Origin of the sequence: Neorhizobium sp. BETTINA12A (assembly GCF_023006485.1) — a bacterium.
Taxonomy (GTDB): domain Bacteria; phylum Pseudomonadota; class Alphaproteobacteria; order Rhizobiales; family Rhizobiaceae; genus Neorhizobium.
Window position 1 is genome coordinate 1 of record NZ_JALBGW010000004.1, and the last position, 14,944, is coordinate 14,944.

Here is a 14,944-nt window from a genome sequence, read left to right on the forward strand (position 1 = left end):
CCCGCCGGCAGGTCGTCCCGCCGGCTGCGCTACGGTTGCCTCCGTCGGCGCCCAGCCGAGCATGGTTTCCACACGGCCCAGCCAGCGGTCCCGAAGCGCATAGGCTCCGAAGCCCGCTGTGCCCAGGATTATCACGGAAACCAGGACCCAATGCCTACGCGCCATCGACCGCAACTTCTTGAATGCTCGAAAAATCAACTGGATTGAACGCTACTGGTCTAATGCCTGCAATGGAAGGCGCTTTCAGCGGACCTGGATTACAAATTGGATAGATTAGGCCGGATGCGGAAAACGCCGAACGACTCACCAAAGCGAAGAAAGGCGTTGACAGCCGCGCGGTTGGTTAGGGACAAGCTAAGGGTAATTTCACGCTTTGCCCTGTTCGCGGCAGGCGCATACCAAGGTTGCCGATCCGCATCGATCGGCAACATAATAACAGGGGACTTGAGAACATGACCGATTTCGACGCCGTGCACGAACGCCGGGGCACCGGCAGCTCGAAGTGGAGCAAGTATCCGGACGACGTGCTGCCCATGTGGGTCGCCGACATGGACTTCCCCGCGGCACCGGAGATCGTCGACGCCATCCGCAACCGGCTCGAACATCCGATGCTCGGCTACGGCGTCGCCCGCGACGAACTGCGCGCCCAAATCATCTCCGACATGCAGGAAAAATACGGCTGGACCGTCTCGCCCGACGAGATCGTCTTCCTTCCAGGCGTCGTACCCGGCTTCAACATGGCGCTGCACGCAATGCTTCAGCCCGGCGACGGCGTGCTGGTGCAGACGCCGGTCTATCGTCCTATCCTCGAAGCCCCCGTGAATTGGAACCTCGTCCGGCACGAAGCGCCGCTTACCCCGGCCGCTGAAGGTTATGTGATGGATGCCGGCGCCTTCGCGGCGGAACTGGCTAAATCGAAGGCGCTGCTGTTCTGTAACCCGCAGAACCCGACGGGCAAGGTGTTCACCGCCGACGAACTCAAGACGATCACCGACCTCTGCCGCCAGGACGATACGCTGATCATCTCCGACGAAATCCATTGCGACCTCCTGTTCGACCGCCGCCGCCACGTGCCGATCGCCACGCTTTCGCAAGATGCGGCCAACCGCACGATCACCCTGATGGCTGCCAGCAAGACCTACAACATAGCCGGCCTCAAGACCGCCTTCGCGATCATCGGCAACAAGGTGATCCGCGAAAAATTCAACCAGGCGCGGCTTGGAATGGTCGACAACGCCAATATTATCGGGCTCGAAGCGACGCTTGCGGCCTTCTCGAAGGCGGGCGACTGGAAGACGCGGATGCTCGCCTATATCGAGGCCAACCGCGATTTTCTATCGGCCGAAATCGCGCGCCGGTTTCCAAAGATCAAGCTCATCCCGTCGGAAGGCACGTTCCTCGCCTGGCTCGACTGCACGGAACTCGGTCTGGAACCGGATGCGCAGAGTTATTTCCTCGAACATGGCAAGGTTGGCTTCAACGCCGGATCGGAATTCGGCGCGGCCTACGGCAACTTCGTCCGCGTCAATTTCGGATGCCCGCGCGCCCTTCTCGAGGAGGGTCTGAGCCGCATGGAACGCGCACTCAGCCGGAACACCTGATCAGTCCGCTCGATCGAATAAGAAGAAGTGATCGCCGGCGGAACTCATCCGCCGGCATGATGGCAGACTGAAAGGATCAGACGATCCCGCCGCCGCCGCTGGCTGACGCCGGACGTTCGAGCGCGACTTTTTTCCGATAGCCGCTGGCGCGATAGGTCGCAACCGGATCGATCGCTCCGCCGGCACGGCGGCGAGCTTCCGCGAGGATCGGTTCGACATCGGTGCGGTAAGCGCGCTTCAGCGTCTCGGATGCCATCAGCGCGTCGTTCTCCTGCTGGAACCCGTCAAGTGCTGCCCGGTCGACCAGCAATGCCTGCGCATAGGCACGGCGGATCTCGTTGGCACTGGAAATCAGGCTTTCGATCGGGTCCGTGACGTTGTGCGACTGGTCGATCATATGGGCCGGGCGGAAATCCCTGATCCCGCGATGCTCGGCATCCACCAGTTCGTTGAAGACGAGGAAAAGGCGGTAGGGCTCGATAGCGCCGGCATCGAGGTCGTCGTCGCCATATTTGGAATCGTTGAAGTGGAAGCCGCCGAGCTTGCCGAACTGGATGAGCCGGGCGACAATCATCTCGATATTGGTATTCGGCGCATGATGGCCGAGATCGACGAGGCAGAAGGCTTTTGGTCCCAGCGTATTGGCGATCAGGTAATTCGTGCCCCAATCCTGCACCACTGTCGAATAGAAGGCCGGCTCGTACATCTTGTGCTCGGAAAACAGCCGCCAATCGTCCGGCAACGCCTTGTAGATCTCCGCCATCGACGCGAGATAACGTTCGAACATCCGCGTGAAATGGCTCTGACCCGGAAAGTTTGAGCCGTCGCCGATCCACACCGTCAGGGCATTGGAGCCGATCGCCTTGCCGATCTCGATACATTCGAGATTATGCTCGATCGCCTGCGCGCGTGTCGCAGCATTCGTGTGGCTGAGCGAGCCGTATTTGTAGGAATGCGCCTGGCCGGGAGCATCGGAAAAGGTATTCGAGTTCATCGCATCGAAACCGAGACCGAGCGCATCGCCCTTGGCCAGCAACTCCTTCGGATCCGCCTTGTCCCAGGGAATATGCAGCGAAACGGTTGGCGTCGCGCGCGTCAGTTGATGGATCACCGAGCAGTCATCGAGCTTATCGAAAATGCCGCGAGGCTCGCCTTGACCAGGAAAGCGGGCGAAACGCGTGCCGCCGGTGCCGACGCCCCAGGAGGGTACGGCGACGAAGAACTTTTCGACATCCCGGGTGATCGTTTCGATATCGATGCCGCGGCGCGACAGGTTTTCGCCGAGCGCATCGTAATCGGATTTGAGCGCTGCGGAGCGCTTATCGTTTTCAGCGGCGATCACATTGGTCGTGATCTTGAGTTCAGTCATTCGGTCCTCCCATCTGATCTTTGTCTCTTCTCCCCAGCGGGGAGAAGGTGGCCCGAAGGGTCGGATGAGGGGGCGCGGCACATTCTGCCTTTCGCTCATCGCTCAAGGCGTCGCTTTGCTCCTCCCCCTCATCTGCCCTATCGGGCATCTTCTCCCCGCTGGGGAGAAGATATTACCCTACCGCGTAAAGCTCTGGGCGTTGCCGGCATCCACGTTGATGATGTTGCCGGTCGACTTGGCCGATGCGTCCGATGCGAGGAAATAGATCGCCTCCGCAATATCCTCCGGAAAGACATTGAGCTTGAGCAGCGACCGCTTGCGGTAGTGCTCCTCCAGGTCGTCCACTTCGATCTTGGACGAGGCGGCGCGCTGTTCGCGCCATTCGCCGTTCCAGATCTTCGATCCGCGCAGCACGGCGTCCGGATTGACCGTATTGACTCGAATGCCTGCCTCGGCGCCTTCGAGCGCCAGGCAGCGGGCGAGATGGATTTCGGCGGCCTTGGCGGTGCAATAGGCCGACGCATTCGGAGAAGAGGCAAGCCCATTCTTCGAAGCCACGAACACGACGTTGCCGCCGAGCTTCTGGCGGCGGAACAACCGGAAGGCCTCCCGCGAAACGAGGAAATAACCCGTCGCCAGGATGTCGATATTCTTGCTCCACATGGCAAGCGTGGTTTCCTCGACCGGCGCGGACGACGCGATCCCGGCATTCGAGACGAGGATATCGACGCCGCCGAATTCGACGCAGGCCTCGGCAAACGCGGTGATCACCGCGTCCTCGGTCGTCACGTCGAGCAGGACCCCGCGCACCGCATCCTTGCCGAACGACTTTTCGAAATCGGCTTTGGTCGTGTCGAGCGCGCCGCCGTCGATATCGGCAAGCACCACGCAGGCACCCTCGCCCATCAGCCTGGCCGCGGTTGCCCGCCCGATGCCGCCGGCGCCGCCGGTGACCAAGGCCACCTGTCCGGCAAGGCTTTTCGGCTTCGGCATGCGCTGCAGCTTGGCCTCTTCGAGCAGCCAGTATTCGATGTCGAAGGCCTCCTGCTCCGGCAGGCCCTGATATTCGGAAACCGTCGAGGCGCCGCGCATCACATTGATGGCGTTGACATAGAACTCGCCGGCAATCCGGGCCGTCGCCTTGTCACGCGCAAACGACAGCAGGCCGACGCCCGGAACCAGGAAGATCACCGGGTTCGGGTCGCGCATGGCAGGTGAATTGGCGTGTTTGCAGGTCTCGTAATAGCGGCTGTAATCGGCGCGATAATCTTCGAGCGCCTTGTCGAGCGCGGCGATCACCGCATCGACATCCGGCTTTGCGGGATCGAAATCGACGATCAGCGGACGGATTTTCGTGCGCAGGAAATGGTCCGGGCAGGAGGTTCCGAGGCTCCCAAGCGGCTTCAGATCCTTCGAATTGACGAATTCCAGCACCGCATCCTGGTCGTCGAAATGGCCAAGCTTGCGCTCCACCTTGCCGATCCGACCGCGGATCTCCGGCATCAGTTTCGCGACGATTGCCCGACGTTCCTGTGCGGGCAGGCTCTCTGCCACCGGCCCGCCGAAGATCGTCTTGCCTTCGGTCTCTTTGGCGAACCACTCGATCGCCTTGTTAATGATGTCGAGCGTCAGTTCGTAACAGGCCTTGGCATCATTTGCCCAGGTGAACAGGCCATGGCTTTCCAGCACGACGCCCTTGGCATTCGGGTTCGCCTTGACGAACGCTTCGAGATCGAGCCCAAGCTGGAAACCCGGCCGCCGCCAGGGCAGCCAGCCGATTTCGGCACCGAAGACCTGTTGCGTCAGTTCTCTCGAGTTTTTGGAAGCCGCGATTGCGATGATCGCGTCGGGGTGCATGTGGTCCACATGGGTGAACGGCACGAAACCATGCAGCGGGGTATCGATGGAAGCGGCGCGCGGATTGAGGTTGAAGGTGCAATGCGGCAGGAAACCGACCATGCGGTCCTCGTCCTCGACGCCCTTGTAGAGCCCCTTCAGCGCTTCCAGCTTGTCCATGTAGAGGGTGGCGAAACCGTCGAGCTTGATCGTGCCGACATCGCCGCCGGATCCCTTCACCCACATGACCTTCACTTTTTCGCCGGTCAGCGGATCGGTTTCCATCACCTTGGCGGAAGTATTGCCGCCGCCGTAATTGGTGATGCGCTTGTCGGCACCGAGAAGATTGGAGCGATAGAGCAGCTTGCCGGGCTCATCGAGCTTGGCGGCTTCAGCATCGTTCCAACGGTTTTCGAGAAGGCGGGTTTGGCCCGACATTGCTTGTCCTCCAACGTGTTTCGGCTCACGGCGACGAGGCGGCCGCCATCTCCCTGCTGCCGGTATCGCGCATTGTCGCGACGTCTGTCAATCATAAACGATCATAAAGTTTCATTGTGCAGCGCAGTAAAAGCGAATTTGATCGTTTGTGATTGACAACGTAAATTTTCCGGTAATAGTTGACGCCAAGGAGGAGCCAATGCACGAACGTGAACGCCATCGCATCATCTTGAGCGCTATCCAGGAAAAACCCGTCATCACGGTGCAGGATATCGCCGAATTGACCGAGGCATCGGAAGCGACGATCCGGCGCGACATCGCTTCGCTGCACGTCCAGGGCAAGCTCCGGCGCGTCCGCGGCGGCGCGGAAGCCGTTCATCCTCCGCAGATCGGCCAGCTTTCGGCCCGATCGTTCCGGGTGTCGGAATCGGTCAACATCGACAAGAAGCGCGCAATCGCCCGCCGCGCGGTTGAACTCTGCGATGAAGGCGACAGCGTCATCATCAACGGCGGCACGACGACATTCCAGATGGTGCATTTCATGTCGGCCCGACGCCTGCAGGTGATGACCAACTCGTTTGCGATCGCCGAACATCTGGTCAAGCATTCGAAGAACACGGTGACGATACCGGGCGGCGCGATCTATCGCGAACAGAGCCTGATCCTGTCGCCCTTCGACAATGATGCGATCCGCAATTTTTACGCCCGGCGCATGTTCATCGGCGCGCAAGGGGTCGGCCCGCTCGGGGTGATGGAGGCCGACGCGCTGGTGATCCAGAGCGAGCAGAAGCTGATGCACCAGGCCGAGGAACTGATCGTGATGGTGGATTCCTCGAAGTTTTCCCGCCGATCGAGCCTCATCCTCTGCCCGCTCGACCGGGTGACCACCGTCATCACCGATGACGGCGTGACCGACGACGCCGCACGGATGATCGAGGATGCGGGCGTCAAGCTGATTATCGCCGGTGCCGCCGCAGCGGACACGGCCAAGGAGGATTCTTCGTCGGCCGCGTGAGGAGCGACCGGCGGGAGAAAGATTGAACTATCAACTGGGAGGACCAACTATGAAACTTGCAAAGAAACTCGCCCTCGGCGTGGCATTCGCCTTCGCCGCCCTGACATCAACAATGACGACGGCAAGCGCTGCCGACATGAAGATCGCGCTCGTGGTCAAATCGCTCGGCAACGGCTTCTTCGAAGCGGCCAACAAGGGCGCGCAGGAAGCAGCCAAGGAACTCGGCGGCGTCCAGGTCATCTATACCGGCCCGACTTCCACGACGGCCGAAGGCCAGATCGAAGTGATCAACTCGCTGATCGCACAAGGCGTCGATGCGATTGCCATCTCCGCCAACGATCCGGACGCCGTCATCCCGGCGCTGAAGAAGGCCACCCAGCGCGGCATCAAGGTCATTTCCTGGGATTCGGCGGTCGCCAAGGAAGGCCGCATCATGCACCTGAACCCGTCTTCCAACGAGCTGATCGGTAAGATGTGCCTGACGCTCGCCAAGGACCACCTGGAAGGTGGCAAGGGCGGTTTCGCCATCCTTTCGGCCACCACCACCTCGACGAACCAGAACACCTGGATCGCCGAGATGAAGAAGCAGCTCAAGGATTTTCCGGGCCTGAACCTCGTCACGACAGTTTATGGTGACGACCTCGCCGACAAGTCCTATCGCGAAGCACAGGGCCTCTTGACCTCGCAGCCGAACGTCAAGGTCATCGTCGCTCCGACCACGGTCGGCGTGCTCGCTGCCTCGCAGGCCGTCAAGGATGCCGGCAAGATCGGCCAGGTCTATGTGACGGGTCTCGGCCTGCCGTCTGAAATGGCAGGCGCCATCAAGTCCGGCGCCACCAAGGAATTCGCCATCTGGAACCCGATCGACCTCGGTTATTCCGCCACCCAGATTGCCTATCACCTCGTCAAGGGTGATGCGGACGGCAAGCCGGGCTCGGACATCAAGGCCGGCCGCATGGGCTCGATCAAGATTGGCGATAATGGCGAAGCCGCCATGGCCGACCCCTTCGTCTATAACGCCAAGAACATCGACGAGTTCTCCAAGATCTTCTGATCCGGAGAACTCCCCTTGCCGGCAGGCGCGAGCCCCCTCATCCGCCTGCCGGCACCTTCTCCCCACTGGGGAGAAGAGGAACACCGCAACGTCTCCGTTCCTCCTCTCCCCCCCGGGGGAGAGGGTGACCGAGCGAAGCGGAGGTGGGTGAGGGGCACAGTCGCCTCGACGCCAACGATTCTTGCCATCGGAAAACGGCCACCCATAATGAACGGCGTTACAAACATTCAAGACCGATCGCTTCGACCGGCACCTACGACGGAAGCAATGCCGATCCTGGAAATGCGCGGCATCAGCCAGATCTTTCCCGGCGTCAAAGCGCTCGACGGCGTCAGCATCAAGCTTTATCCCGGCCAGGTGACGGCGCTGATCGGCGAAAACGGCGCCGGCAAGTCGACGCTCGTCAAGATTTTGACCGGCATCTACCGCCCGAACGAGGGCGAGATCCTGATCGACGGCAAGCCCACCACATTCGCGAGCGCGCAGGCGGCGATCGACGCCGGCGTCACCGCCATCCATCAGGAAACGGTGCTCTTCGATGAGTTGAGCGTCGCGGAAAACATCTTTCTCGGCCACGCGCCGCGCACCCGTTTCGGCACCATCGACTGGCGAAAGATCAATTCCGGCGCCAAGGCACTGATGCTGCAGCTTGAAAGCGAGATCGACCCGACGATCCGCCTGCGCGACCTCTCGATCGCCCAGCGCCATCTCGTGGCGATCGCCCGCGCGCTGTCGGTCGAGGCCCGCATCGTCATCATGGACGAGCCGACCGCCGCCCTCTCCCGCAAGGAGATCGATGACCTCTTCCGCATCGTCGAGAACCTGAAACGCCAGGGCAAGGCGATCCTCTTCATCAGCCACAAGTTCGACGAGGTCTATGAGATCGCCGAGAACTTCGCGGTCTTTCGCGACGGCCGCGCCGTCGGCCAAGGCCGGCTGAGGGAAACGCCCCAGGACGAGATCGTCCGGCTGATGGTCGGCCGCGACGTCAAGGACGTTTTCCCCAAGGTAGAGGTCGCGATCGGCGCGCCGGTTTTCCGCGTCGAGAACTATTGCCATCCGACCGAATTCCGCGACATTTCCTTCGAGCTTCGTCGCGGCGAAATCCTGGGGCTCTACGGCCTGATCGGCGCCGGACGTTCGGAGCTCTGCCAGTCGCTGTTCGGCGTGACCCGGCCCTCATCCGGCCGTCTGGTGCTGGAAGGCAAGCCGCTCGACATCCGCTCCTCGGGCGATGCGATCCGCGCCGGCATCGTCTACGTGCCGGAGGAACGCGGCCGCCACGGCCTGGCGCTGCCCATGCCGATCTTCCAGAACATGTCGCTTCCGTCGCTCGGCAAGACCTCCCGCTCCGGTTTCCTGAAAGCCGCCAACGAACTGGCGCTGGCGCGAAAATATGCCGAGCGGCTGGACCTGCGCGCCGCCGCTCTTTCAGTGCCCGTCGGCACGCTCTCCGGCGGCAACCAGCAGAAGGTCGTCATCGGCAAATGGCTGGCGACGCAGCCGAAGGTGATCATTCTCGACGAGCCGACCAAGGGCATCGACATCGGTTCCAAGGCCGCCGTCCACGCCTTCATCGGCGAACTCGCCGCCGAGGGCCTGTCGATCATCATGGTTTCGTCCGAGCTTCCCGAAATCCTCGGCATGTCAGACCGGGTGATGGTGATGCGCGAGGGCCTGGCCGCCGGCGTTTTCGAGCGTGAAAGCTTGAGCGCCGAAGTGCTGGTCCGCGCAGCAACCGGCAACCAGTGAGGAGAACCAGATGAACCGCCTCCTGAAGAACCGCGAAATCCTGCTCACCGTCATCATCGCCGCGATGATCGCCGGCTTCGCGACGCGCGCGCAGGGTTTTGCGTCTCCCGGCAATCTCGCCAACATCTTCAACGACACCTCGATCCTGATCATCCTGGCGCTCGGCCAGATGACGGTGATCCTGACCAAGTCGATCGATCTTTCGGTTGCCGCCAATCTTGCCTTCACCGGCATGGCAGTCGCAATGACCAATGCTGCCTATCCCGACCTGCCGCTGGCCCTGCTCATCGTCATGGCGGTCGGCATCGGCGCCTTCCTGGGTGCGATCAACGGTTACCTCGTCTGGGCGCTGCGGATTCCGCCGATCGTCGTCACGCTCGGAACGCTGACAATCTATCGCGGCATGGCCTTCGTGCTGTCGGGCGGCGGCTGGGTGAATGCCCATCAGATGGCGCCCTCCTTCCTCAACGTCCCGCGAATGCCAGTGCTCGGCCTGCCGATCCTCTCCTGGATCGCGCTAGTCATCGTGCTCGGCGCCTGGTTCGTGTTGACCCGCCTGCCCTTCGGGCGGGCGGCCTATGCATCCGGCGGCAACCCGACCGCGGCGATCTATGCAGGCATCGATATCGGCTGGACCAAGTTCATCGCCTTCGTGGTGTCGGGCGCGCTCGCCGGCCTCTCCGGTTATCTCTGGGTATCGCGTTATGCGGTCGCCTATGTGGATATCGCCGCCGGTTTCGAACTGGACACGGTTGCGGCCTGCGTCATCGGCGGCATCTCGATTGCCGGCGGCATCGGCTCGGTCGGCGGTGCGGTGCTCGGCGCCCTCTTCCTCGGCGTCATCAAGAACGCGCTGCCCGTCATCGGCATCTCGCCCTTCGCGCAGATGGCCATTTCCGGCATCGTCATCGTGCTCGCCGTCGTCTTCAACGCCCGCGCCGAACGCAAGGCCGGCCGCATCATCCTGCGCGATCGCGGCGCAAAAGAGGTGTCCGCATGAGCGACGTCGTTTCTTCCAAACGGGTCATTCCCGACCGCCTCGGCAGCAAGACCTCGCGCCTGCTGGCGAGCTGGGAAGTGCTGCTCTTCGGCGTGGCGGTGCTGATCTTTGTCTTCAATTCGTTCGCCTCGCCTTACTTTCTGAATGCCTGGAACCTCTCCGACGCTACCTTCAATTTCACCGAAAAGGCGATGATCGCCTTTGCCATGGCGCTGCTCGTCATCGCCGGCGAGATCGATCTGTCGGTCGCAGCGATCATCGCGCTCGCCTCGACCGCCATGGGCGCGGCAGCGCAGGCCGGCATCGGCACGCCGGGACTGGTGGCGATCGGCATCGGCACCGGGCTTGTCTGCGGCGCGTTCAACGGCCTGCTCGTCGCCGGCCTGAGGCTGCCGTCGATCGTGGTGACGATCGGCACGATGAGCCTCTTCCGCGGCATTTCCTATATCGTCCTTGGCGACCAAGCCTATGGCAAATATCCGTCTAGCTTTGCCTATTTCGGCCAGGGCTATGTGGCCTGGGTGTTTTCCTTCGAATTCGTGCTGTTCCTCGTGTTTGCCACAGTTTTCGGCATCCTGCTGCACGCGACCAATTTCGGCCGGCAGGTCTATGTGATCGGCAACAACGAATTCGCGGCACGTTTCTCCGGCATTCCGGTGGAACGGGTGAAATTCATCCTCTTCCTACTGACCGGGGTCATGGCGGGCGTCGCATCCGTCTGCCTCACATCCCGCCTCGGCTCGACCCGGCCTTCGATCGCCCAAGGCTGGGAGCTTGAGGTCGTCACCATGGTCGTGCTCGGCGGCGTCTCCATTCTCGGCGGCGCGGGCACCATTGCCGGCGTCGTCATCGCCGCTTTCGTCATGGGCCTCGTCACCTTCGGACTGGGGCTGCTCAACGTGCCCGGCATCGTCATGTCGATCTTCGTCGGCCTGCTCTTGATCATCACCATCGCCATCCCGATCATCGCCCGCCGTATCAAGGAAATGAGCCGATGACGCTCGAAAAGCACGCCTTCAAGATGAAGCTCAATCCGGGAATGGAAGCGGAATACCGCAGACGCCACGACGAGATTTGGCCGGAGCTTGTCGATCTCCTCCACCAGGCCGGCGCCAGCGACTATTCCATCCATCTCGACCGCGAGACGAACACGCTGTTCGGCGTGCTGACACGGCCGACCGACCACACTCTGGCGAGCCTGCCCGACCACCCGGTGATGAAGAAATGGTGGGCGCATATGGCCGATATCATGGAAACCAATCCGGACAACTCGCCGGTCCAGAGCGATCTGGTGACGGTATTCCATCTGCCATGACGACGCCGGAAAAGGTCGCCGTCCTCGATATCGGCAAGACCAATGCCAAGGTCGTCGTCCTAGACTGCGCGACCGGCGAGGAAATCGCCGAAAGGCGTACGCCGAACCGGGTTCGGCCAGGCCCGCCCTATCCGCACTACGATGTCGAAACCCTGCGGGAGTTCGCGATCCAAGCGCTGTCCGATTTTGCAAAAAAGCCCGGATTCGATGCGATCTCCATCACCACCCACGGCGCATCGGCGGTGCTTCTCGATGCCGAGGGTAAACTGGCGCTGCCGGTGCTCGATTACGAACACGAATATCCGGAAGACATCCGCGAAACCTACCGATCGATCCGCCCGCCTTTTTCTGAAACCTTCTCCCCGGCCCTATCAGGCGGACTGAATGTCGGCGCGCAGCTTCACTACCAGAAGACCGCCTTTCCTGAAGCCTTTGCCCGCGTCCGCACCATCCTCACCTACCCGCAATATTGGGCGTTCAGGCTGACCGGTGTTGCGGCAAACGAAGTCACGTCACTCGGCTGCCATACGGACCTCTGGCGCCCGCGTGAAGGCGCCTATTCTCCGCTGGTCGATACGCTCGGGATTCGCGACCTGATGGCCCCGGTCCATTCGGCCTTTGACACGCTCGGTCCCCTACTGCCAGGCATTGCAGCGCAGATCGGAACTACGAAACCGATCCCGGTCCATTGCGGCATCCACGATTCCAACGCTTCGCTGCTGGCTCATCTGGTTGGACGCGAGCCGCCATTCGCGGTCGTCTCTACCGGCACATGGGTCATCAATTTCGCGGTCGGCGGCGATCTCGACCATCTCGACCCGCAGCGCGACGTGCTTGCCAATGTCGACGCCTATGGCCGCGCCGTACCCTCGAGCCGCTTCATGGGCGGCCGCGAGTTCGAGATGCTGACGGCCGAACTCGGTCCATTGTCGCCGGAAGCGGCGCTTGCAGCCATTCCTCATGTCATCGAAAAAGGCCTGATGCTTCTGCCGAACGTTTCAGGCGGCTCCGGCCCCTTCCCGGGCCGCGAGCCGCAATGGATCGGCGACGCCGCTGCCTCCGCTGACCATCGCTGGGCGGCAGCCTGCCTCTATCTCGCGCTGATGACGGAGACCTGTCTCGATCTCATCGGCGCCAAGGGACCGGTTCTGGTCGAAGGCCCTTTCTCCGCCAACCCTGCCTATCTTCAGGCGCTGAGCGCATTGCTCGGCCGTGAGGTGATGGCACTTCCGGGCTCGACCGGCACAAGTCAGGGCGCAGCGCTTCTCGCAGGCATTTCACCGGCAACCAAACCGGGCCGCATCGTGCCCGCGCCAACCTGGAACATCGACGCCTATCGCACCGCCTGGCACGAAAGGCTGGAGCGCTGATCAGCCCGCATTGGACGGCCGGCGGTTGCGGCGAAGGCGCCGGCCCGTCTGCTCCTCAAGCGCATTTTCCAAAATGCCGAGCCGGCGTTCGGTAATCTCGGCAATCTGCGCAGGGTCGCCGGATTCGATCGCCCGCATCATGGTCTCGACCAGTTCGAGCGACAGCACGAGATCGGCGCGACTATGCAGCGTCCTGTGCCGCATCGGCTCCACCCACTGCAGCAGCAGTTCCATCAGTTCCAGCACGAGGCCGTTGCGGGTCGCCCGCGCCAGGGCGAGGTCGAAGCGCATCGACGCGATGATGATCGAGCTGATATGCTCGGGGCTGCTCTTGGTCACCTCCGGCGGCGGCAGCGCATCCCGGCCGAACCGGATCGCCTCCCGCATCCGGTCGAAATCCGCATCCTCGGCATATTGCGAGGCGATCTGCGCCACCCAGGGCAGGATCAGTCGGCGCACTTCGATCGCCTCGTCGATGTCGCCCGGCCGCATGTCCGGCCTCGGCACGATCAGGTCGAGCGGCACGATCTCGCTGCTGACGAACGTGCCTCCGCCGGCGCCCGGCCTGACGGTCAGAATATTGGCCTCGACCAGCAGCTTTACCGCCTCCCGCACCGTCGGACGGCTCACCTGCATCTGTTCGGCGATACTCCGCTCGGAAGGAAGACGCGAGCCGAGCCGGAAAAATCCGGCCCTGATGGCATCGGCAAGCCTGCGCGCCACCTCTTCATTCGGAAGCAGGACTTTGACGGGCCTAAAATGTCGGTCCACCAGCACCTCCTACCGCTCAGACGGAAAGCACTTTGCCGGTATTCAGAATATTGTTGGGATCGAGCGCGAGCTTGATGCGCCCCATCAGCGCCAGCTCCTCCGGCGTGCGCGACAGCTTGAGATACGGCTTCTTAAGCAGGCCGATCCCGTGTTCGGCGGAAATCGTGCCGCCCTCGCGCGCAATTGAGCCGAAGACGAGTTCGGTGATCGCCTTATGCGGCTGATCATTGCCGGCCGATGGTATGTTGCAGACGAGATGCAGGTTGCTATCGCCGATATGGCCGTAGCTGAGCGCAATCGCATCCGGCCAGCGGACCTTCATCGCCGCTTCGATCTCGTCGACCACCTGGCCGGCGGCACTGGTCGGCAGGCCGACGTCGAAGGCGGTCAGCGGCCCCATCAGCTTGCCGTATTCCGACACACTCTCTCGCACTGCCCAGAGATCCTTCGTCTCGCGCTCGGAGGACGGCAGGACCGCATCGGAAACCCAGCCGGCTTCCAGAGCATCGGACAGCACCTGCTCCAGCAGCGCCCGGTTCTCATCCGCATTGCGCCCGCCGGTCTCGATCAGCACATAGATACCATGCGGCTCCTTGAAGGCGCGGCGCAGGGCGGGCAGCTTGCCCGTCATGAAGTCGTAGAAGCTCGGCCACATCACCTCGAACGAGGTCAGCGCCGAGCCCATGCCCTGGCGGGCGCTCTTCAAGAGCTCCAGAAGCGAGCGGAAATCCGGGCAGCCGCAGAAGGCACTCGCCAGTTCCGCGGGCTTCGCCTGCAGCCGCAGCACGGCTCGGGTGATGACCCCGAGCGTGCCTTCCGAGCCGATGAACAACTGCTTCAGGTCGTAGCCCGCATTGTTCTTCAGCATCTTGTTCAACGACTTGACGATCGTGCCGTCCGGCAGCACCACTTCGAGGCCCAGCACATGCTCGCGGGCCATGCCGAACCGGATGACGCGGTTGCCGCCGGCATTGGTGGCGAGGTTGCCGCCGATGAGGCAGGAATCGCGGGCGCCGAGATCGAGCCCGAAGAACAGCCCCGCCTCCTCGGCCTTCGCCTGGATAACGCTGAGCGGCGTGCCCGCCATCACCGTCATCGTCGCCATCACGGTATCGACTTCCTCGATACCGTTCATGCGGTCGAGCGACAGCGCCACGCCATTCTCGATCGGCCGCGCACCGCCGGCAAGACCGGTCAACCCGCCTTGCGGCACCACCGGCACCTTGAACTCGTTGCAGAGGCGCAGCGTTACGGAGACCTGTTCCGTGGTGCGCGGCCGCACCAGCGCCAGCGGCACCACCGGCGAAAGGCCGCCCCAATCGTTATGGAATCGAACCGGGATGTCCTCCCCGAAAAAGACGTCGGGGCCGAGTTCGCGCTGGAGCGCCTGGATGAATTCTTGTGTCATGAAGCCGTCACCTCG

The 14,944-nt window shown here is 62.3% G+C and carries 12 protein-coding genes; 8 read left to right on the top strand and 4 right to left on the bottom strand.

Annotation, left to right across the window (positions count from 1 at the left end):
- Positions 1–452 precede the first annotated feature (452 nt).
- Positions 453–1,601: a MalY/PatB family protein gene (locus MOV61_RS02115; protein WP_247135360.1), complete on the top strand. Its 1,149-nt coding sequence runs from the start codon at positions 453–455 to the stop codon at positions 1,599–1,601.
- Positions 1,602–1,677: 76 nt separating this feature from the next.
- Here the strand turns inward: MOV61_RS02115 and rhaI are convergent, their stop codons facing one another.
- Together rhaI and MOV61_RS02125 are read right to left on the bottom strand one after the other, a co-directional pair.
- Positions 1,678–2,970 (bottom strand): L-rhamnose catabolism isomerase, encoded by a 1,293-nt coding sequence (rhaI, locus tag MOV61_RS02120; RefSeq protein WP_247135361.1) that lies wholly within the window; start codon positions 2,968–2,970, stop codon positions 1,678–1,680.
- 177 nt (positions 2,971–3,147) lie between these two features.
- A complete protein-coding gene (locus MOV61_RS02125) occupies positions 3,148–5,244 on the bottom strand; it encodes a bifunctional rhamnulose-1-phosphate aldolase/short-chain dehydrogenase (protein WP_247135362.1) in 2,097 nt (698 codons plus the stop codon).
- 199 nt (positions 5,245–5,443) lie between these two features.
- On the opposite strand from MOV61_RS02125, the gene MOV61_RS02130 reads away from it, so the two are divergent.
- The 7 genes from MOV61_RS02130 (at position 5,444) to MOV61_RS02160 (ending at position 12,750) form a co-directional block, all read left to right on the top strand.
- Positions 5,444–6,259 (top strand): DeoR/GlpR family DNA-binding transcription regulator, encoded by an 816-nt coding sequence (locus MOV61_RS02130; RefSeq protein ID WP_046634068.1) that lies wholly within the window; start codon positions 5,444–5,446, stop codon positions 6,257–6,259.
- Between the two features lie 49 nt (positions 6,260–6,308).
- Complete coding sequence (gene rhaS / locus MOV61_RS02135) at positions 6,309–7,313, top strand: rhamnose ABC transporter substrate-binding protein (RefSeq protein ID WP_247135363.1); 1,005 nt, start codon at positions 6,309–6,311, stop codon at positions 7,311–7,313.
- Positions 7,314–7,580: 267 nt separating this feature from the next.
- On the top strand, positions 7,581–9,065 hold the full coding sequence (locus MOV61_RS02140; RefSeq protein WP_247135364.1) for a sugar ABC transporter ATP-binding protein: 1,485 nt from the start codon (positions 7,581–7,583) through the stop codon (positions 9,063–9,065).
- Between the two features lie 10 nt (positions 9,066–9,075).
- Positions 9,076–10,065, top strand: coding sequence for an ABC transporter permease (locus MOV61_RS02145; RefSeq protein WP_247135365.1), 990 nt, complete (start codon positions 9,076–9,078; stop codon positions 10,063–10,065).
- Entirely contained in the window at positions 10,062–11,063 is a 1,002-nt protein-coding gene (locus MOV61_RS02150) for an ABC transporter permease (RefSeq protein ID WP_247135366.1), read from the top strand. The genes MOV61_RS02145 and MOV61_RS02150 overlap by 4 nt, the downstream gene beginning before the upstream one ends.
- Complete coding sequence (gene rhaM, locus MOV61_RS02155; RefSeq protein ID WP_247135367.1) at positions 11,060–11,380, top strand: L-rhamnose mutarotase; 321 nt, start codon at positions 11,060–11,062, stop codon at positions 11,378–11,380. The genes MOV61_RS02150 and rhaM overlap by 4 nt, the downstream gene beginning before the upstream one ends.
- Positions 11,377–12,750, top strand: a complete 1,374-nt coding sequence (locus MOV61_RS02160) for an FGGY-family carbohydrate kinase (protein WP_247135368.1) — start codon at positions 11,377–11,379, stop codon at positions 12,748–12,750. The genes rhaM and MOV61_RS02160 overlap by 4 nt, the downstream gene beginning before the upstream one ends.
- Here MOV61_RS02160 and MOV61_RS02165 read toward each other — a convergent pair whose 3' ends face one another.
- Both MOV61_RS02165 and MOV61_RS02170 read right to left on the bottom strand, forming a co-directional pair.
- A complete protein-coding gene (locus MOV61_RS02165) occupies positions 12,751–13,521 on the bottom strand; it encodes a FadR/GntR family transcriptional regulator (RefSeq protein WP_247135369.1) in 771 nt (256 codons plus the stop codon).
- A 16-nt stretch (positions 13,522–13,537) separates the two neighbouring features.
- Positions 13,538–14,929, bottom strand: coding sequence for an FAD-binding oxidoreductase (locus tag MOV61_RS02170; protein ID WP_247135370.1), 1,392 nt, complete (start codon positions 14,927–14,929; stop codon positions 13,538–13,540).
- Positions 14,930–14,944 lie beyond the last annotated feature (15 nt).